Below are 19,459 nucleotides of genomic sequence, written 5' to 3' on the forward strand. Positions count from 1 at the left end.
TGCTGCGCTCAGCCCGCGTAGCCTTCCAGCACGTTGGCCACGTTGACGCCCACGTCGGCGACGGCGTAGCCGCCTTCCATCGTGAACACCGCCGGCAGACCCAGCCCCGCCAGCATGCGGCCGACCTGAAGATAATCCGCGCTTTTCAGCTTGAACTTCGAGATCGGGTCGCCCTCGTAGGTATCCACGCCCAGCGCGATTACCAGCGCGTCTGCCTTGAAGGCGCGGACCGCGTCCATGCCCTGTTCCAGCGCCCGCGTCCAGGCGGCGAAGTCGCTGCCGGCGGGCAGCGGCAGGTTCAGGTTGCAGTCCTGGCCCGCGCCCTGGCCGCGTTCGTCGGCGTAGCCCAGGTAAAAGGGGTATTCGGTGGTCGGATCGCCGTGTACCGATACGGTCAGCACGTCGCCGCGTTCGTAGAAGATGCTTTGCGTGCCGTTGCCGTGGTGATAGTCCACGTCCAGCACGGCAACGCGTTGCGCGCCCGCGTCGCGCAGCGCCTGGGCCGCCAGCGCGGCGTTGTTCAGAAAACAGTAGCCGCCAAAAAAGTCGGCCCCGGCGTGATGGCCTGGCGGGCGCGTCAACGCCATGGCGGCGCGCGCGCCGTGACCGGCGGAGACCGCGCGCGCGGCCTCGATGGCGCATGCGGCGCCGGCGGTGGCGGCTTCCCAGGTGCCGGCGGTCAGCGGGCAGCCGCTGTCGAACGAGAACAGGCCGACGCGGGCGGAGAAGTTGGTGGGCTCCACGTCGTGGCGAAAGCCGCGCACCGGCCAGATCGAGGGCAGCACGTCCAGTTGCGCGTTGGCGGGGTCCAGCGCGACCCATTCGCGCCAGGCGCTCTCCAGGAAGTCCACATAGCGTGGGGCGTGCACGCGCTTAATCAGCGCCATGTCGGGGGCCGCGGGCGAGCGCAGTTCGCCGATGCCGCGCTGCTTCAGGGCTTCCAGCACGTACTCCAGCCGCGCGGGCGTTTCGTGGCAGGGCACCAGCTTGCCGCGGAACATCTCGTGGCGGCCGCTGTGTTTGTCATGGACGGGGTTATGGAAGATCAGCACGATGGATGGGTCCTGGGTGTGTCTGTGCGGTAATGCGGACGGCGCCGCAACAAAGGCCTGAAAATATACAGCGCCACGGCGGGCGGTTCGCGGAAAACGGAATGGAGGCCGCGCGGTTTGGAAAAGGGCGGGTAGCTGCGGCCGACGTGCATTTGCCGTAATGAGAATCATGATTGATAATGCCGGCCTTCTTCCCTGCGACAGCTTCTTCGCCGTTCCATGTCCCGCCATTCGCCATCCGAAAAAGGTTGGCTCGCGCATTATCGCGAGCTGATCGGGACGTGGACGCGGCGCAGCGCCAGCCGGCATGATGCGGAAGACGCCGCGCATGACGTGGTGACGAACATGCTGCGCAATGGAGATGCCGCGGTGCTGGATCCGAAGGCGTATCTCTATGGCGCCAGCCAGAATCGGCTGAATGGAGAATTCCGGCGCCAGTCGCGGCGCGAGGTGATCAGCCTTGACGGGTTGCCGGATGCCGAACATCCCGCGCAGGCCGACCCCGAGTCTGCGATCCGGGCGGCGCAATTGGCCGATGCGCTAAAGTCTGCGCTGGCCGAATTGCCGCTGAAATGCCAGCAGGTTTTCCTGTGGAACAAGCTCGAAGGCTACACCCAGGCCGAGATTGCGCAGAAACTCGGATTGACGCAAAGCGCGGTCGAAAAGCACATGAAGCGCGCGTTGACCCACATCCATGACCGGTTGCAAGATCATGCCCCGCACTGATTCCCGCCCGGATTCTTCCAGCACGCCCCGCGACCAGGCCGCGCACTGGTTCGCGCGCGAGCGCCTGGGCGCGCTGGATGCGGATGAGCGCCAGGCGCGCGACGCCTGGCTGGCGGCCGATCCCGAACATCTGAGGCAGTACCAATCGCTGCAGGCCCTGTGGCGCGTGGCGGACGACCTGCCGGAAGATGAAATGCGCGCCATTCTGGCGCAGCCCGACGACATGCCCGCGCACCCGCGCCGCCGTCGGTTCGCCATGGGTCTGACGGCCGCCTGTGCCTTGACGCTGGCCGCTGGCGTAATCGGCCCCCGGCTGTGGTCGCCCACGCCGGAGTTCAGCCAGTCGCTGGCGACCGCTCGCGGCGAACGCAAGCGCGTCGCTTTGCCGGATGGATCCTTGCTGGAGCTGAACACGGACACACAGGTCCGCGTCGCGCTATATGCCGACCGCCGCCAGGTGGAACTGCTTGCGGGCGAGGCCCTGTTCACGGTCAGCCCCGACGCAGCACGGCCTTTTACGGTGAATGCGGGGAACGCGCAGGTTGTGGTGACAGGCACGCGCTTCAACGTCCGGCGCGACGGAGATGCCGTGGCGCTGGCGGTGGACGAGGGCAGCGTGACGTTTTCCGCCGGCTCCTGGTGGAACAGGGCGGCCCGCCACCTGACCGCCGGCTATGTGGCGCACTACACGCCCGGGGTCGCGCTGGCCGCGCCGCACCAGGAAAACGTGGCGGCCGTCACGGCGTGGCAGCGTGGCCGGCTGGTGTTCCGCGATACGCCGCTGGCGCAGGTAGTGGCGGAGCTGAACCGCTATCTGCGCAATCCGCTGCGGATAGAGGACCGCAAGCTCGCGCACTTGCGCGTGGCGGGCACCTTGCCCATCGACGAGCCGGAGTCTGTCCTGAACGTGCTTCCGCAGATCGCGCCCGTGGTTGTGCTGTATCCCGGCGACGGCAGCGCCGTCCTGGCGCCGCGCTGATCGCGGACCTTTGCGGGCGTCCGTCCCGGCGGCGCTTTCGTCCGGTCGTTCGTTGAGCGTGACCGTTGGCACAGCACGACTGAATCATTTTGTTTCAAATTATCTATCGAGAATCATTCCGGTTTTTTCCCGCCTGCGGCGTCTAGACGTTGAAAGGGGGACGTCGCAAGCCGATCTCGACCCTGGAAGCAACCTTTGGCCAAGGGTGTCGGGCGCTGTATGCGCGGGCAGTTGAACTGGAATTTTTCGACCGATGATGGACAAGCAAGACAAGCAGCGCGCGCCGGCGCGCAAGACGGCGAGGGGCGGTGCGCACGGCGCATGCGGCGCCCTGGCGATTTCCCTGGTGCTGGCATGGGGCGCGATGCCTCGGGACGCTGTGGCGCAGACAGCCCCGGTGCAGGTCAGCATCACGGCGCAGCCGCTGGGCGATGCGCTGATTCAGCTGGGGGAACAGGCGTCGTTGGTGATTTTTTACCTGCCCGAGACCGTGCGCGGTCGCAACGCGCCGGCGGTGTCGGGCCGCCTGACGCCGGACGATGCGCTGCGCCGCTTGCTGGCCGGTACGGGCATCGTGTTTCAGCGCGATGGGCGCAATGTCTCGCTGACCGCGCCGTCCGGCGCATCCACGCAGCTTGAGCCCGTGACGGTGCGCGGCGTGGCGGTGGGAACGGCGGACAGCTATGTTGCGTTGTCCAGCCATAGCGGCAAGCTCGACGTGCCGCTGATCGAAACGCCGCGGTCAGTGTCGATCGTGACGCAGGAACAGATCAAGGTGCAGGCGCCGCGCAACCTGGAGAGCGCGCTGTCGTACACGCCGGGTGTGCAGACCGAAGTGTCGGGATCGAGCGACGCGCGCATGACCGGCGCGGTGATACGGGGCTTCAGCGACGGCAGCGCCTATTTCAAGGACGGGCTGAAGCAGCTATCGACGGGCACCTATGCTTCCTGGAACGACAACGTGGAGGAACTCGACAGCATTGAAGTGCTGAAGGGGCCGGCCTCGGTGCTGTTCGGCCAGGGGCGTCCCGGCGGCGTGATCAACGTGATATCGAAGCGCCCCTCCGCCGATCATGTCAACAGCGTGGGAGCCAGCTACGGCACGTACAACCGCCGCCAGCTTACGGCGGACCTGGGCGGCGCTTTCGATGCGGATCAGAAGGTGCTGTATCGGCTGAATGTGTTGGGGCGCGACAGCGACGGACGCACCGACGGCTCGCGGGACGACCGGATCTCGGTGGCGCCGTCGATCCTGTGGAACATCACGAACCAGACCCGATTGACCGTGCTGGGCACCTATTCCAAGGAACGCGCCACGCCCAAGAGCTGGTGGCCCAATCTCTACACCTATCCCGAGATCGGCGACCTGCCATTGAGCCGCAGCGCCGGCGATCCGGATTTCGACCGCTTCGACCGCGACACCAAGTCGATCGGCTACGCCTTCGAGCACGATACCGATGGCGGCTGGCGTCTGCGCCAGAACCTGCGCTATTCGGAAATCGACATCGACTACCGGCACATTTACGCGATGGATCTGTTGGAAGATAAACGCACGGTCACGCGGGGCAGCCTGGCGCAGCGCACGAACGGCAAGACGCTGGCTCTGGACAGCCGGGCGTCGCGCGATTTCACCTGGGGCGCTGTACAGCACACGTTTGCGGTGGGTGTCGATTACCTGCGCTACAAGGAGAACGACGCGCTGGGCTTCGGTTGGGACGTGCCAAACCTGGACATCTACGCGCCCGTGTATGGCCAGCCGATCGCGTATCCCGAACTGGAACCGTCGCGCACCGACCTGAAGCAGACCGGCATCTATACGCTGAACCAGCTCAAGTGGAACAACTGGGTGGGCAATGTGAGCCTGCGGCGCGACTTCGTGCGCACCAACCAGACCAGCACCACCCAGCCCAGGATCAGCGACGCGGCCACGACGGGCAGCGTGGGGCTGCTCTATCTGTTCGACAACGGCGTGGCGCCTTACGTCAGCTATTCGACCGCGTTCGATCCGATCACGGGAAAGCAGTTTGACGGCACCGCGTTCAAGCCGCGCGAGGGCAAGCAGTACGAAGTCGGCCTGAAGTACCAGCCTCCCGGCACCGATGCGCTTATTACGGCCGCGGTATTCGACATCCGCCAGACCAATGTGACGACGCAGGATCCGGATCATCCGCGCTTCAGCGTGCAGACGGGCGAGGTGCGTTCCACGGGCGTGGAGCTGGAAGCCAAGTTCCCGATTACGCGGGAACTCAGCGTGATGGCCGGCTACACGTACATTGATCCGCGCACCACCAAGAGCAATCGGCTGCAGGACGTAGGCCGGCAGCTAACGCAAACCGCGCGCCAGACCGCCACCCTGTGGCTCGACTACCGCCCGCACCAGGTGCAGGGATTAATGGTCGGGGGCGGCCTGCGCTATCGCGGCAAGGCGCCGCTGAACACGGCGGCGGACGGCAGCACGCAGTACAACCCGGCCTTTACGCTGGCCGACGTGGCGGTGGCGTACGAGACTCCGCGCTACCGCATCGCCCTGAACATCAACAACGTGTTCGACAAGCGCTACTACACCTACACGTTCCGAGGCATGGAGCGCGAGGCGATGCTCAGCCTGAACTACTACTGGTAGCGCCTACTGCCGCTTGGGGAACGGATAGTCGAACTCGACCTCGTTCGAGTAGAGCGGCGCCTGAAGACTGTGCGGGTCTGTCAATACCGCGGCCATTCGGTAGCGGCCCGGGGCCAGTTCGGGCAGCACGGGCACGAAGCCGGTTTCATTCTCGCGGATCATGTAGGCCGGCTTGCCGTCGTTGCCGTCGTCGGCTCGCCACAGCACGGGCGCGTCCGCCAGCGCGATGCCGCTGTCGCCGGCCTGCGCGTTGGCCGGTCCCAGCGCGACGCGGTCCGCCTGGAGCAGGGGATGCACGATGCGGTCGCCCTGCGGGTTGACCAGCAGCAGCCAGACGCGCGGGGCATCCAGCGCGACGGGCGCCGCGCCGTGATTGTCCAGGCCCAGCGTGAAGCGGCCGCCGGATTCTTCGTCGTCCCATTCGTCCAGGTAGTTGAAGAGAGTCAGCTCCAGGCCGGCTGCGGCGGGCGGCGCGGGCTGGTACCGGTGCTTGTCCACGCGCAGGTCGCCGTAGCGCACCCATCTCAGCGCCTCGCCGGCGGTGCGCACCTGCAGCCAGCCGCGCGGGCGCAGCGCCACCACCGTCAGGCTCTCGCCTTCGGCGGCGGTCATGGCCGGGCGGGCGTTGACGTCGGGCGTGTCGTAGAGGTCCAGCTTGCTGACTGGCACGATTCCGTCTTCCAGCGGCGAGCCTTCGCCTTCGATGTCGATGCGGTCAAGCGTGCCGTCGTCGCGGAATTGGTAGGTCAGTTCGGCCTGGGCGGATTCCAGGCTGAACAGGGCCTGGGTGGTCCACGAGGTGGCGTGGGCCGTGCCGTCCGGGCGCAGCACGTATTCCTCGAAGCCGTGGCTGGCCGCGCCGTAGCGGCAGCCGACGCCGAAGGCCGCGCGGCCGGGATCGAATACCGGGTTGACGAAGCCTTGGCAGGGACTGGCATCGCCGCCGGGGTGCCGGATTTCCTGGAAGCCGCCAATGGCGGGGCGGTACAGGAACAGCCGGCTCACGATCTGCGAACTGCCGCCGCTCTGGCCCAGGATCAGGTCCTGGTAGCCGTCGTGGTCGATGTCCACGGCCCGCATCTCGTCGATTTCCTCGTCGAAGTCGCCCAGGGGCTGCGGAGGGGCGTTGCCTACGCGGACCATGGCGCGCTCCTGTTCGCCGCCGCTGGTTGTCACGGTGGCGGACAGGCCGGCCTTGATCGGGTAGGGAAATTCACGCGCGTACGCGCCTTGCCCCAGCGTCGCCAGCAGGGCCGCCAGCAGAATGCCTTTCACCTGTTCATCTCCCGAGTCGGATCAGGCGGGCATTATGCCCCACAGGCTTGCGGGTAAACGAGCAGTGCGCGTCGGCGGACGCTCGTTCATCCTGGGTAGAATCCAGACATAGGCTTTGTCCGCGTTGCCGCGTCCGCCGCACCCGTCCCCATGAACGTCTCCTTTCCCATCCGCCAAGAGTGTCCGCCCGGCGCCTGTGTGTGCGACCGCGACCGGCTGCTGGCCGATCCGGCATCGGACCTGCGCGTGCTGCGATTGACCAAGGAAGAGGAAAAGCGCCTGGTGGCGCGGCTGGAGAACCTGTCCAGCCTGCAAGACCTGCGGGCGATGCAGGGGCGCATACAGGCGCAACTGGGCATCGTGATCCACATCGTCCCCAGCGACAACGAGGTGCGCACCTCACGCGGCATCTCTATCCAGCTCGAAGAACTGCCGGGGCTGTGCCGCAAGACGCGCGCATCGCTGCCTGCCGCGATCCGGCGCGGGTTCGACAACCGGCCCGAGATCGTCTACGCGCTGCTCAACGAGCGCGACCTGCTGAGCGGCACCTGAGCGAGTTCAGGATTTCCTGCCGGCGGGCGGGCAGGGATTGAGCGGCACCACGTCGGCGGGCGAACGGCCGGCTTCCGGCCGCGTCGTGTCGCGTTTTTTTGCAGCGCGGGCGGGGTAGATCAGCAGCACGGCGCTGCCTTGCTGGAGCCGGGGGCTTTGCGCGGTGCCGTAGGCCACCGTCCAGCCGCGCAGCGCCAGCGGCGCCAGCGTGTACTGCAACGCCGATCCGGGCGAAACATGCGCGACCTTGCCCGCGTACAGTTCCTGCTGCGGCGTTTCCACGCCATTAACCGCCTGATAGGTGGCGATGCTGACGAGCGCGGCGGATTCGCCATGGCGCGCCAGCACCGCTGTCTTGTATTTGCCGGGCGGCACGTCGGTCAGGCTGACGCTGATGTTGCCGCTGCTCTGGCCGGCGGCATCGAGTTGCACGCCGACGATGTTGGCTTGCGAGATGGGCGCCGCGCCCGTGTTGCGCACCCGGACGCTGTACTGTCCCGACGTGCCCGTGACCGTGCACACATCCACGCCGTAGGCCGCGGGCGAAGCCTGCGCATTGGCCATTGCGGCGCCGGCAAGCAGCGCCGCCAGGGGTAGGAATAGGGCACGGAGGGATCGAGAGGGCACAGCACGCTCCTGGTGACGGCAGCGTGCCGGGGGCGGCGCGTCGCCAGCCCCTTTTTACACCACTTGGCGGCCGGGGGCCGCGTCCTGCCGCTTGCCGGCGAGCCAGTGCAGGATGAGCGCCAGGACCAGCAGGCCAGCCATGATGAAGCCCCAGCAGATCCAGCCCAGCACGGTAATCAGCGTGCCCAGGCTGCCGGCAAAGGGCAGGACCTGGTTCAGGCCCTGCGCCGCCCAGACCAGCCCGGACTGCAGCGATTGCAGCCATGCGGGGTCGACCCAGGCGGCAGCCCAGGCGGGAGCGACCCACTGCGAGGTATCAATCGCGGCGCCCGGCACCTGGGCCGTGGCGATGGTTGCCAGCACCCAGTCGGTCAGTTGCAGCGTCAGCGCCACCAGCCCGGTCCACAGCGCCGCGAGCACGGCGAAAGCGACCCAGATGATTTTCTTCATTGAAGTGGTACTCCGATATTTCAAAAAAAAAGAATAGCCACGATAAAGGGGATTCTATTTCTGAAAAACCAGAGTGGATGTGACAAACATTAAGATAAAACCGAAGCTTTCGCCTGGGCGAGGATCAGCCGGACCAGGGGGTGGTGCTGGCCGCGGCGGTTGCGGATGGCGTGGATTTCCTCGTGTACGTCGTCGCAGCGGGCCAGCGGGCGCAGGCCGCGCAGCAGGGCGATGTCGTCGCCGCCCAGCCGGCTCAGGGGGAAGACGCCCAGCCCGCGCGCGGCAAACACCGACATCAGCGCGCTGTCTTCGAATTCGCCTACCACGTTCGGATACACGCCTTGTTCGCCGAACCAGCGGTCCAGGGTCTGGCGCAGCACGGAATGGCCGGTGGGCAGCAGTACGGGCAGGCGTTCCAGGCAGCGGGGAAAGTCCAGCGTATCCGATTTGCGCACCAGCTTGGCGGGGCCGTACCAGTCGACCGGCGAAGACACCAGGCGGTCGCTGGTGAGCCGCAGGTTGGGGTTGGCGGGCGAGCCCTGGCCGGCCAGCACCAGGTCCAGGTGATGCCGCGCCAGCTCGCCCAGCAGTTCCTCGACCTCGCCCTCGTGGCAGGTCAGGTGCAGGTCCGGGGTCTGCAGCACCGGCCCCAGCAGGGCGTGCGCCGCGAGTTTCGAGATGCCGTCCGACAGCCCCACCGACAGCCGCACGACGGGCTTGGTGGCGGCTGCGCGCACCTCTTGCGGCAGCACCTGCCCGATCTGGAATATCTCTTCGGCGCGGGCGAAGGCGGCTTCACCCGCGTCCGTCAGCGTCACGCCCCGGCCGGCCGGCTTGAGCAGCTGATGGCCCAGGTTCTTTTCCAGTTCGCGCACCTGGGCGCTGATGGTCTGGATGGCCATGTCCAGGCGCTCGGCAGCGCGGGAAAACCCGCCCTCTTTGGCGACCATCCAGAAGTAATACAGGTGGCGGTAGTTCAGCATCGGTGTCGGCTCACTTCGGTTTTTTCGAACCTTAACTCACTTTCAGGCTGATTTCTCCGTCCGGGTCAGATCCGGATCATGGGCACCTTCAAATCAAGCGGGGCACTCATGGACACTCTGATCACCTTTTTTAACGCCGATTTTCTCGGCACGCCGACATGGAGCTGGCTGCTGTTCATCAGCATCGTCGTCAGCCTGCTGGCCTTCGACCTGGGCGTGCTGCACAAGGAAGATCGCGAGATCGGCGTGCGTGAAAGCCTGCTGCTGTCCGCCGGCTACATCACCGCGGCCTTGCTGTTCGGCGGCTGGGTCTGGTGGAACATGGGCGCTGCCAGCGGCATGGCCTATTACACGGGCTTCATGATCGAGAAGTCGCTGTCCATGGACAACGTCTTTGTGATCGCGCTGATCTTCAGTTTCTTCGCGATTCCGCGCCAGTACCAGCATCGCGTGCTGTTCTGGGGCATCCTGGGCGTGATCGTTCTGCGCGCCACCATGATCGGCCTGGGCGCCGCGCTGGTCAGCAATTTCGGCTGGCTGCTGTATCTGTTTGGCGCGTTCCTGGTGTTCACGGGCATCAAGATGTGGATGATCGCCGACCAGACGCCGGACATCGCCACCAACCCGATCCTGAAGTTTCTGAAGCGCCACATGCGCGTCACGGAAGGGCTGCGCGGCAATGCCTTCATGGTGACCGAGACTGATCCCGCGACCTCGAAGAAGGTGCGCTACGCGACCCCGCTGCTGCTGGCGCTGGTGCTGATCGAGTTCGTGGACCTGGTGTTCGCGGTGGACTCCGTCCCGGCCATCTTCGCCATCACGACGGACCCGTTCATCGTCTATACCAGCAACATCTTCGCGATCCTGGGCCTGCGTGCGCTGTACTTCGCGCTGGCGGCGATGATCCACCGCTTCCACTACCTGAAGTACGCGCTGGCCCTGGTCCTGGTGTTCATCGGCACGAAGATCTTCCTGGTCGGTTTCATCGGCAAGGTGCCGCCGGCGATTTCGCTGGGCGTGACCTTCAGCCTGATCCTGGGCGGCGTGCTGTTCTCGCTGTGGAAAACCCGCTCGGACGAGCTGAAGCCGCAGTAATTCCAGCCGTTCGCCAGAAACCCGCCCGCCGGCCCGATCCGGCGGGCGGGTTTTTGTTTGAGGCTATCCATATCTAGCGGATATGGAAAAAGGCTGAAATGTGGATTTGTCATATGGTTTTGGCAGGCGTACAGTCGGCGCTACTTCGTTGTCACGCAAGGAACGATCATGACAAGCTGGTCCGCCAAGCAGTACTCCGCCTTCGAAAACGAGCGCACCCGTCCGGTGCGCGACCTGGTGGCGGCCTTGCCGAACCAGGACGTCAAGCGCGCGGTGGACCTGGGCTGCGGTCCCGGTAATTCCACCGAGGTGCTGGCCAGCCGCTACCCGGACGCGGAGGTCACCGGCATGGACAGTTCCGAGGACATGATCGCGGCCGCGCGCAAGCGTCTGCCGGCGTTTGATTTCGAGCTAGCCGACATCGCCACGTGGAATCCCGCCCAGCCATATGACGTGATCCTGGCCAATGCGGCGCTGCAATGGGTGCCGGACCATGCAACCCTCTATCCGGCGCTGGTGGCCAAGCTGGCGCCGGGCGGCAGCCTGGCGGTGCAGACGCCGGACAACCTGGAAGAGCCCGCGCACCGGCTGGCGCGGCAGGTCGCGGGCGAGGCGCCCTGGGCGGCCAAGACCGGCGACGTCAAACATCCCCCGCGACACAGCGCCGCCTGGTACTACGAACTGCTCAAGCCCCATTGCGGGACGCTGGACGTCTGGCGCACGACCTATCACCACCCGCTGGCGGGCGCGGCGGCGGTGGTGGAATGGTTCAAGGGGACGGCGCTGCGGCCGTATCTGGACAAGCTGGACGCATCGGAGCAGGCCAGCTTCCTGGCGCGCTACCAGTCGCTGATCGAAGCGGCCTATCCCGCGCTGGCGGACGGCACGGTGCTGCTGCCATTTCCGCGGCTGTTCATCGTGGCCGGACCTAGATAGGGCCGCCTGCAGGGGCCGCGCTACTGCGCGGCGGCCTGTCCGTCCGACTTGTCCGCAAAGTACCGGGCGGGCGTCTTGCCCAGCGTCTTCTTGAACATGGTGATGAAGGCGCTGACCGATTCGTAGCCCAGGTCTTCCGCGGTGCGTTGCACGGAAACGCCCGCGGAAAGCCGCTGCAGGGCCAGGATGATGTGCAGTTGCTGGCGCCAGCGGCCGAAGCTCATGCCGACCTCTTGCTGAACCAGCCGGGCCAGGGTGCGTTCGCTCATGGCGACGCGCTTGCCCCATTGCGCCACCGTGCTGCGGTCGGCCGGATCCGCGTTCAGCGCGCCGGCGATCTCGCGCAGCCGCGGGTGATCGGAAATCGGCAGGTGCAGATGCTCGGTGGGCATGTGCGCAAGCTGTTCGACCAGTACCTCGGCAAGCTTGCGGTTGGCGGGCGAGCCGGCATCGGCGGGCGGCAGCTCCGCCAGGTGCGTCACCAGCTCGCGCACCAGCGGCGTGATCGCCAGGGTGCAGCAGGCCGTGGGCAGGCGCGGCGCGTCGGCCGGCACGAACAGGAAGCAGACGCGTCCGTTGGCGGTGACGCGATTGCTGTGCGGCACGCCGCCCGGAATCCAGACTGCGCATTGCGGCGGCACCATCCACAGGCCCTGCGGCACCGAGCAGGTGACGCCGCCGCGCAGCGATAGCACGAGCTGGCCCATGTGGTGGCGGTGCGTCGGGGATTCGCTGTCCTGCTCGGCCGCGTGCACGGGCATGGCGAAGGTCCATTGCGCGGGCGAGTCGGGATCGAAGGGGGCGGGCGGGGTGTGGGGCGTGATCATGCGGCTGGCATCGGCGCGGCATCCCGGCAGGTGGATTGGCCGGATTCAGGGATAGTTTGTCATTGTCTCGAAATTCGGTAAAGCACGGCCTGAATAAGCTTATGGACCATGGAAGGCGGTTTGCGCGCTTTCCCGTACCGATTCCGCAGGTTGACTTCTATGTCGCACGTTCCTACATCCCACCGTCCCGTCAGCCGCCCGCTGCTGCTGATCGCGGGCATCCTGTGCATCGCCATGGCGTTGCGCGCGCCGTTCACCGGCGTGCCGCCGCTCATCGGCATGATCCGCGAGCAGCTAGGGCTGTCATCGGCGGCCGCCGGGATGCTGATCACCTTGCCGCTGCTGGCCTTCGCCGTGGTGTCGCTGTTCGCCGCGGGGCTGGCGCGCCGTTTCGGGCTGGAGCGCACGCTGTTCGCGGCGATGCTGCTGGTGGCCGCTGGCATTGTCGTGCGCACGCAAGGCGGCGCAGCGGGACTTTATGCGGGCACGGCCATCGTCGGCGCGGGCATCGCGCTGGGCAACGTGCTGCTGCCCAGCCTGCTCAAGCGCGATTTTCCCCAGCGGGTTGCGAGTCTGACCTCGGCCTATGTGCTGACCATGGGCCTGGCGGCGGGGCTGGCGTCGGCAGTCGCCATTCCGCTGGCCAGCCTGCCGATGGGCGGCTGGCGGTTTTCGACGCTGTGCATGCTGGCCTTGCCGCTCATCAGCCTGCTGCTGTGGCTGCCGCAGCTTGCCAACCATACGCCGCCGGCGTCGACGACCGCGCACGCGCCGCACGGCGTGCGTCTGTGGCGTTCGCCCCTGGCCTGGCAGGTCACGCTGTATCTGGGCATCAATTCCTTCGTGTTCTATGTCGGGGTGAGCTGGCTGCCCGCCATCCTGCGCGACGCCGGCTATTCGGCCGAGCGCGCGGGATCTCTGCACGGACTGATGCAGCTGACGTCGGCGGCGCCCGCGCTGTTTCTTGCGCCGTTGCTGCGCCGCCTGAAGGACCAGCGCGCCGCGGCCTTCTGCGCCGCGGCGGCTTCCTTCGTGGCGTATGCCGGCCTGATCGCCGCGCCCGCGTGGGGCGCGCTGTGGATCATGCTGCTGGGGCTGGGAACGGGCGCTGGCATCATCCTGGGCCTGGCGTTCGTGGGCCTGCGCGCCAGCCATGCGCAGCAGGCCGCGGCGCTGTCGGGCATGGCGCAATGCGTGGGCTATCTTTTTGCCGCGACCGGTCCGGCGCTGGTGGGCGCGCTGCATGACCGGTCGGACGGCTGGGGCGTCGCGCTGGGCGTGTGCGCCGCGCTGTGCCTGGCGATGGCGGTGGCGGGCCTGTATGCCGGCAGGGCTATCCAGATTGGCCGGCCTGGCTCTTCCACAGGCGGACCAGGGTTTCCGGCGCATCCGCCTCGGGCACGTCAAAGCTGATCTGCGCTTCGCCTTCGTACACGACGTCCACGCGGAAGTAGCGCTGGTCGCCGCTGCCATCCGCGGCGGGCACGGCCTTGGGCGCCGCGTGCTGCAGGGCGTCGCAGACCTCTTGCCGCACGCCCGGCGGGCAGGTGGACAAGTCGATGCGGCGGGGTTGCGCCAGCCCGGGCAGATAGGCGAGCCCGCCCTCGCGGGTCAGGCGCACCAGCCGGACCAGGTCCAGCGAAGGCAGTTCTATCATGGCAGCACTCCCACGGCCTTCCAGGCCGCCTCGACTGCGTGGCGCACGGCTGCTTCGTGCTTTTCGCCCGCCACCTGCACGGTCATTGCGGCGAACGCCTTGAAATCGGCGTCGTGGCGCAGGCGCTTGTCGCACAGCGTGTCGTACCAGACGCGTCCCGCGCCGTTCCAGGCATTGCCGTCCAGCGCGGTGGCCGCCAGGTAGAAGGCCCGGTTGGGGATGCCCGAGTTGATGTGGACCCCGCCGTTGTCCCGGGGCGTATCGACATAGGCGCTCATGTGCGCGGGCTGCGGATCCTTGCCCAGCACGGGGTCGTCGTAGGCGGTGCCGGGTTCGGCCATGGAGCGCAGGGCGCGCGCTTTGACCTTGGGCGTGAACAGGCCTTGGCCCACCAGCCAATCGGCCTGCCGGGCGGTCTGGCCCAGCGAGTATTGCTTGACCAGCGCGCCGAACACGTCGCACAGCGATTCGTTCAGGGCGCCGGACTGGCCCTGGTAGAGCAGCGCGGCCTCGGTGTCGATCACGCCGTGCGTCAGTTCGTGGCCGATGATGTCGACGGCGATGGTGAAGCGGTTGAACACCTGGCCATCGCCGTCGCCGAACACCATTTGCGCGCCGTTCCAGAAGGCGTTTTCGTAGTCTTCGCCGTAGTGCACGGTGCCGACCAGAGGCAGCCCGTGGGCGTCGATGGAATGGCGCTTGTAGACGTTCCAGAACAGCTTGTAGGTGGAGCCCAGATGGGCGTAGGCCTCGTCCACCGCGGGGTCGCCGCTGTCCCGGGCGCCTTCGGCCCGCACCAGCTTGCCCGGCAAGGAGGTGCTGTTGGCGGCGTCGTGGATGGCGCGTTCGGGCGAGCCCGGCGGGGCCGCGTGCTGCGCGGGCGCGAGCGTCGCGCGCGGCGGCTGTTCGGCCATCTCGCGCAGGCTGCGCTGCTGCTGATCAATAATCAACGTCTTGACGGCGGGCATGCTGACGCGCGTATCGGCGTGTTGCGCCAGGCGGTCCAGCATGTACGGCGGGACCACTCCGATCAGGGGAGCGGACTCGGAAGGACGTGGCATGTTCGGTCTCCGTCATGGGCGCCGGATGCAAGCCTGGGCGCGGGGCTTGGTTACGGTAGCAGAAGGGCGGAATGCCCACGTAACAGGATGCGGCGCGAAGCGTAAGGATCGCCCCGCGGCGCCTCGACAGCGCAGCGTTGTTCCGGTAGTTTCGTGCGCTTTCCATTTTTTGCCAGACCTCCTCATGCCGCCCGTTGATTACCGCATTGCAGCCATCGCGCTGAACGACACGCATCTTTGCCTGACGCTGGCCGATGGCCGGCGCATCGAGGAGCCGATCCGCCGGCACATTCGCCTGCATGAGGCGTCGCCGGCCGACCGCGAGCAATGGCAGCTTGTGGACGACGGGCATGGCGTCGTCTGGCCGGCGTTGCTGGCGCCGTCGCCGCAAGGCATGGTGAACGTGCACGACCTGCTGTGGGACCAGCGCTACGAGCAGGCCATGGCGACGCTGCAGGCGGCCGACTGGAAGCTCGACCGGCTGTCGGAAACGGACCGCGAGCTGGTGGCGCTGTGGCGCATGGAGGCCGACATCAACAACGGCGGCTTCATGCAGTTTCTGTGCAACTGGGGAGACCAGACCTGCCAGCTTGCCCTGCAGGCGCTGCGCAAGATTGGCGCGGCGCACATGCTGGAAATCCTGTCGCGCATGCGCGGGCTGATCGACCGCTTCGAGGCCTCGCCCGAGGTGGTCCAGCTGAACGATATCTATGGCGCGATGACCGAGGAAGAGCAGCAGGAAATGGAGGAACTGGACCACGCATTCTGGGAGTACCCGGACTCGTTGTCGCGCCTGGGATTGCGCTGGTACGGCGCCTGATTTCCCCTCAATGCAGTCGTGTCGAAACGTCCGGAAACGTATAGGAACATTCCGTCGGTAAGCATGTGCCGCAGCCCGCGCGTGCGGGATAGAATCCGGACCTTATTTCCCGGGGGGGACGCGCGATGAGGTATTTCCTGATCTTGGTGGGGGCGGCCGTGGTCGCCTATCTGCTGGCTCGCGGCATCGCGGCGGTGCTCTCGGACCGTAAACGAACAAGAGCAGACAGGGATTCGAAATGAAGCCGACGGACATCCAGATGGTCAAGACAATCGGCGCGGTCAAGCCGCGCAGCATCAAGGTCGCCGTCGGCACCGGGATACTGTTCCTCCTTATCCTGTTCATCGCCTTCGGCTCGTGGTTCCAGGTGGATCAGGGCGAGCGCGGCGTGGTGCTGCGCAACGGCAAGCTGGTGCGCGTGTCCGAGCCCGGCCTGGACTTCAAGACGCCCTTCATCGACAACGTGATGACGGTGTCCGTGCGCGACCACACCTTCGTGTTCGAAAAGCTCGAGGCCTACAGCTACGACCAGCAGCCCGCCACCCTGCGCGTGTCCGTGACCTACCGCGTGCCGCCGGAGCATGTTGCCGAGCTCTACTCCGAATACGGCACCATCTCCAATCTGCAGATGCGCGTGCTGGAGCGCAAGACGCCGGACGCGGTGAAGAACGTGTTCGGCCAGTACACCGCCGTGCGCGCCATCCAGGAACGCCAGAAGCTGGGCCTGGACGTGAACAACGCGGTGCTCAAGACGATGGAAGGCGCGCCGGTGCAGGTGGTGGGCGTGCAGATCGAGGAAGTGGGCTTCTCGCAGGCCTACGAGCATTCGATTGAACAGCGCATGCTGGCCCAGGTGCAGATCGAGACCACGCGCCAGCAGAAGGAAACGGCGATGATCAACGCCGAGATCCAGGTGGTCAAGGCCAAGGCCGAAGCCGATGCGCGCCGTCAGCAGTTCACGGCGGAGGCCGACGGCATCCGCATGCGTGGCGAAGCGGAAGCTGCGTCCATCCGCGCCAAGGCCGAGGCGCTGGCCGCCAACACCAATCTGGTGAGCCTGAACGCGGTCGAAAAGTGGGACGGCGTGCTGCCGGCCACGCAGGTGCCCGGCTCGGCGATGCCGTTCATCGGCATCAAGTAGCCGCGGCGCCCTCGGATTGCATCGGCGCGGCGGGCATCTGCTGGCGCCGGCGCGCAAAATCCACAACGTGTTCGCCGGGCACCGCCTTGCTGTAGTACCAGCCCTGCACGATGATCTCGGCGCTGGATTCCAGCGCGGATAGCTGCACGTCCGTTTCCACGCCTTCTACGATGATCTGCAGGTTCAGCGCCTCGCAGAACCGCAGCAGGCCGCTCATCACCAGCGCGCCCCGGTCGTGGCTTTGCGCCAGCACGAAACTGCGGTCGATCTTCACGGCGTCGATCTGGAACTGGTGCAGATAGCTCAGCGCCGAATAGCCCGTGCCGAAGTCGTCGATGTACACGCGCGCGCCGATGCCGTGCAGGCGCGAGAATGCCGTGTGCAGCGCCTGGGCGTCTTCGACCAGCGCGTCTTCGGTGAGCTCCACGGACACCTGGCCCTGCGCCTGTTCCAGGACTTCGATCAGCTTGTCCAGGAAAGCCGGCGTGGTCAGCGTGCCGCTGGTGACATTGATGGTCATCGGCAGCGTGAAGCCCTGCGCGCGCCACGCCAGGCATTGCCGCACCGCCTGGCGGGCCACCCACAGATCCACTTCGCGCATCAGGTCCGCCTGGGCCAGCCAGCGCAGGAACTCCAGCGGGGCCTGCTGCGTGCCTTCTGGTCCGGTCGCGCGCAGCAGGGCCTCGCAGCCCGTGCACAGGCCGGTGCGCAGCGACACCTGCGGCTGGAATTCCAGATAAAAGTCGTACTCGCTGATGGCGCGGATGCGCGAGACTTCGGCGCGCCGCCGCGCGCGGTTTGCGTAGGTGGTCGCCAGGGGATCGTGCGCGTACAGCAGGGATTCTTCCTGGAGCTGCGGAAAGGTGGTGTCCAGCGACTTGAAGTACACGGTCGCGTCGGCCTTGCGCTGGCGCTCCAGCGCGATCACGCAGGGCGCATAGAGGCAGACGCCCAGCCCCAGCAGCAGCAGTTGCAGGACGATGCCGCCCAGGTGTTCGCCCGCGCCGATGTATGCGTTGAACAGCACCGGCGACGTCAGCGGCAGCGCGACCGTCGCCGGCTGCAGCCAGCCGAGCTGCACCACGGCCACGGCAATGAGCACATTGGCGACCGGCGCGAGCACGAAGGGGAGCAGCAGCCGGGGATTCAGGATCAGCGGCAGGCCGAACAGCAGGATTTCGTTGACGTTCAGCAGCGACACCGGAATGCTGGCCAGCGCCAGCAGGCGCAGCGACTCGCTGCGCGAAAAAAGCAGGATGGCCACGACCAGGGATAGCGTGGCGCCCGATCCGCCGATGAAGGCGAACGCGCCCAGCAGCGTGCCGTTCAGCGCGTAGACGCTTTCATAGCCCGCTGCGGCGGTGGTGGCGTTGAGCTGGGTGGCCTGGTCCAGGACCTCCATGATGGGCGCCATGGCATGGGCGCCATGGATGCCGAAGAACCACAGCAGCGAGTTCAACGCGGCGATCAGGGCGCCGGACGCGAACGGGTTGTCCAGCGACGCGACGCTCAGCGGGATGTCGAACTGCGCTACGGCGGGGATGCGCAGGGCGGTGGCAAGCAGCGCCATCAACAGCCCCGCCGTCAGCAGCCCGGGCACGATCATGTTCAGTGAGTCCCGCACGTTTTCGCCGATAAGTCCGTCCGGGGCCAGCTGCGTCCAGCGGCGGCGGTGCAGCCACGCCATCAGCGGCACGGTCGCGAGCGGCGAGAGGATGGCTATGAACAGCATCAGGGTGGACGTCGCGCGCGGGTAGGGCGCCAGCAGGCTTTCGGCGATGACCACGTACGACAGGCAGAGCAGCGCCGTGGGCAGGTGCGGAAGCCGGTGGCGGATGGACAGCATGTAGCCGATGGACATGCCGGCCAGCAGCGGCATGATGGCCGAGAGCTTGCGGTGCGCCCCGGCCAGCAGGTCGGCGATGACGTCAGGCAGGCCCAGAAGCCGGGCGCAGACGGACAGGAGCAGGAACAGCGCCGAAACCAGCAGACAGGGCAGGGTCCAGAGCAGGCCTTCGCGGATCGCGCGCAGGGCATTGGCGCTTGCCAGGGCGGCCAGCCGATCTTTCGGGTATCGCAGGAAGACCGATTTCGGCATGGCCGTCGCTTTCCCGGTTGGCGGGCCTATGGAATGCCGCCTTCGGGGGTTGAAAAAATCGTTGCCGCATCCTAGCGCCTGCGATCATGCTTTTGCAATCCGGGTTGGCGGTGCCTAGGGATTCCCCTCTGTCAAGAATCAAGAAGGAGGATGCTTTGGGGCAGGACAAGCGGATCGGGAGGCTATACGATCAGGCTTGCATAAAGCCGCCTCAGCGAGGATGGCGCGCACAAGAGCATAAGCTTCAAGAAGGAGACAAGGATGTCTCAGCTGGATTGGACGCCCGGCGACACGGCGCCGGATCGTCAGGGCTATTACGAGACGCGGCTGGATTCGGGCCATACCGCGATTTCGCTCTACAGTGTGCTGGGCTGGATGCCGGCGAAGACGCCGGGCAACCTGATCAGCTGGCGCGCGCTGCCGCCCGCCCTTGAACGGGAAGAGGCCGAACGCCACCTGCAGGAGATCCGGGCCGCGCAAAGCCATATCCCCATGGATTACTAGCGCGGCCGCTTGCCGGCTGCGCGGCGGCCGGCTCGTGTATAACCTCTTCAATC

19 protein-coding genes are annotated in these 19,459 nt (G+C 66.6%); 10 read left to right on the top strand and 9 right to left on the bottom strand.

Annotated features, from left to right (window positions below):
* Positions 1–8 precede the first annotated feature (8 nt).
* Positions 9–1,052 (bottom strand): histone deacetylase family protein, encoded by a 1,044-nt coding sequence (locus tag KYC_RS23665; RefSeq protein ID WP_008167217.1) that lies wholly within the window; start codon positions 1,050–1,052, stop codon positions 9–11.
* A gap of 219 nt (positions 1,053–1,271) precedes the next feature.
* On the opposite strand from KYC_RS23665, the gene KYC_RS23670 reads away from it, so the two are divergent.
* The 3 genes from KYC_RS23670 to KYC_RS23680 all read left to right on the top strand — a co-directional run bounded on the left by KYC_RS23670 (position 1,272) and on the right by KYC_RS23680 (position 5,380).
* Positions 1,272–1,778 (top strand): RNA polymerase sigma factor, encoded by a 507-nt coding sequence (locus KYC_RS23670; protein WP_008167218.1) that lies wholly within the window; start codon positions 1,272–1,274, stop codon positions 1,776–1,778.
* On the top strand, positions 1,765–2,757 hold the full coding sequence (locus KYC_RS23675; RefSeq protein WP_238531987.1) for a FecR family protein: 993 nt from the start codon (positions 1,765–1,767) through the stop codon (positions 2,755–2,757). Before KYC_RS23670 ends, KYC_RS23675 begins: the two co-directional genes overlap by 14 nt.
* 253 nt (positions 2,758–3,010) lie before the next feature.
* Positions 3,011–5,380, top strand: a complete 2,370-nt coding sequence (locus tag KYC_RS23680; protein WP_008167222.1) for a TonB-dependent siderophore receptor — start codon at positions 3,011–3,013, stop codon at positions 5,378–5,380.
* A gap of 3 nt (positions 5,381–5,383) precedes the next feature.
* Here the strand turns inward: KYC_RS23680 and KYC_RS23685 are convergent, their stop codons facing one another.
* Positions 5,384–6,655 carry an SH3 domain-containing protein gene (locus KYC_RS23685; protein WP_008167223.1) on the bottom strand — a complete coding sequence of 424 codons (1,272 nt, stop codon included), beginning with the start codon at positions 6,653–6,655 and terminating at the stop codon, positions 5,384–5,386.
* 150 nt (positions 6,656–6,805) lie between these two features.
* Here KYC_RS23685 and KYC_RS23690 point away from each other — a divergent pair, with 150 nt between their 5' ends.
* The gene (locus KYC_RS23690; RefSeq protein ID WP_008167226.1) at positions 6,806–7,207 is read left to right on the top strand and encodes a hypothetical protein; all 402 of its coding nucleotides are present in this window, start codon (positions 6,806–6,808) and stop codon (positions 7,205–7,207) included.
* A 6-nt stretch (positions 7,208–7,213) separates the two neighbouring features.
* On the opposite strand, the gene KYC_RS23695 is transcribed toward KYC_RS23690, so the two are convergent.
* The 3 genes from KYC_RS23695 to KYC_RS23705 all read right to left on the bottom strand — a co-directional run bounded on the left by KYC_RS23695 (position 7,214) and on the right by KYC_RS23705 (position 9,267).
* Positions 7,214–7,834, bottom strand: a complete 621-nt coding sequence (locus KYC_RS23695) for a hypothetical protein (protein ID WP_043519148.1) — start codon at positions 7,832–7,834, stop codon at positions 7,214–7,216.
* 54 nt (positions 7,835–7,888) lie between these two features.
* Positions 7,889–8,284 (bottom strand): hypothetical protein, encoded by a 396-nt coding sequence (locus KYC_RS23700; protein WP_008167229.1) that lies wholly within the window; start codon positions 8,282–8,284, stop codon positions 7,889–7,891.
* A gap of 89 nt (positions 8,285–8,373) precedes the next feature.
* Positions 8,374–9,267 carry a LysR family transcriptional regulator gene (locus KYC_RS23705; protein ID WP_008167230.1) on the bottom strand — a complete coding sequence of 298 codons (894 nt, stop codon included), beginning with the start codon at positions 9,265–9,267 and terminating at the stop codon, positions 8,374–8,376.
* Positions 9,268–9,375: 108 nt separating this feature from the next.
* Here KYC_RS23705 and KYC_RS23710 point away from each other — a divergent pair, with 108 nt between their 5' ends.
* Both KYC_RS23710 and tam read left to right on the top strand, forming a co-directional pair.
* On the top strand, positions 9,376–10,362 hold the full coding sequence (locus KYC_RS23710; protein WP_008167231.1) for a TerC family protein: 987 nt from the start codon (positions 9,376–9,378) through the stop codon (positions 10,360–10,362).
* Between the two features lie 168 nt (positions 10,363–10,530).
* Positions 10,531–11,298: a trans-aconitate 2-methyltransferase gene (gene tam, locus KYC_RS23715; RefSeq protein WP_008167232.1), complete on the top strand. Its 768-nt coding sequence runs from the start codon at positions 10,531–10,533 to the stop codon at positions 11,296–11,298.
* Positions 11,299–11,318: 20 nt separating this feature from the next.
* Here the strand turns inward: tam and KYC_RS23720 are convergent, their stop codons facing one another.
* Complete coding sequence (locus tag KYC_RS23720) at positions 11,319–12,125, bottom strand: AraC family transcriptional regulator (protein WP_008167233.1); 807 nt, start codon at positions 12,123–12,125, stop codon at positions 11,319–11,321.
* A gap of 159 nt (positions 12,126–12,284) precedes the next feature.
* On the opposite strand from KYC_RS23720, the gene KYC_RS23725 reads away from it, so the two are divergent.
* The gene (locus KYC_RS23725) at positions 12,285–13,538 is read left to right on the top strand and encodes an MFS transporter (protein ID WP_008167234.1); all 1,254 of its coding nucleotides are present in this window, start codon (positions 12,285–12,287) and stop codon (positions 13,536–13,538) included.
* Here KYC_RS23725 and KYC_RS23730 read toward each other — a convergent pair.
* Both KYC_RS23730 and KYC_RS23735 read right to left on the bottom strand, forming a co-directional pair.
* A complete protein-coding gene (locus KYC_RS23730) occupies positions 13,459–13,782 on the bottom strand; it encodes a protealysin inhibitor emfourin (RefSeq protein WP_008167236.1) in 324 nt (107 codons plus the stop codon). The genes KYC_RS23725 and KYC_RS23730 overlap by 80 nt on opposite strands.
* Positions 13,779–14,843: a M4 family metallopeptidase gene (locus tag KYC_RS23735; RefSeq protein ID WP_043519149.1), complete on the bottom strand. Its 1,065-nt coding sequence runs from the start codon at positions 14,841–14,843 to the stop codon at positions 13,779–13,781. The genes KYC_RS23730 and KYC_RS23735 overlap by 4 nt, the downstream gene beginning before the upstream one ends.
* Before the next feature lie 184 nt (positions 14,844–15,027).
* On the opposite strand from KYC_RS23735, the gene KYC_RS23740 reads away from it, so the two are divergent.
* Both KYC_RS23740 and KYC_RS23745 read left to right on the top strand, forming a co-directional pair.
* Positions 15,028–15,663 carry a DMP19 family protein gene (locus tag KYC_RS23740; RefSeq protein ID WP_008167242.1) on the top strand — a complete coding sequence of 212 codons (636 nt, stop codon included), beginning with the start codon at positions 15,028–15,030 and terminating at the stop codon, positions 15,661–15,663.
* A gap of 238 nt (positions 15,664–15,901) precedes the next feature.
* On the top strand, positions 15,902–16,804 hold the full coding sequence (locus tag KYC_RS23745; RefSeq protein ID WP_008167244.1) for a prohibitin family protein: 903 nt from the start codon (positions 15,902–15,904) through the stop codon (positions 16,802–16,804).
* Here KYC_RS23745 and KYC_RS23750 read toward each other — a convergent pair.
* Positions 16,797–18,902, bottom strand: a complete 2,106-nt coding sequence (locus KYC_RS23750; RefSeq protein WP_008167247.1) for an EAL domain-containing protein — start codon at positions 18,900–18,902, stop codon at positions 16,797–16,799. The genes KYC_RS23745 and KYC_RS23750 overlap by 8 nt on opposite strands.
* Positions 18,903–19,163: 261 nt before the next feature.
* Between KYC_RS23750 and KYC_RS23755 the strand changes: the two genes are divergently transcribed.
* Positions 19,164–19,406 (top strand): hypothetical protein, encoded by a 243-nt coding sequence (locus tag KYC_RS23755; protein WP_008167249.1) that lies wholly within the window; start codon positions 19,164–19,166, stop codon positions 19,404–19,406.
* Positions 19,407–19,459: the final 53 nt, after the last annotated feature.

The sequence above is a fragment of the Achromobacter arsenitoxydans SY8 genome, from assembly GCF_000236785.1.
Lineage (GTDB): Bacteria > Pseudomonadota > Gammaproteobacteria > Burkholderiales > Burkholderiaceae_B > Achromobacter > Achromobacter arsenitoxydans.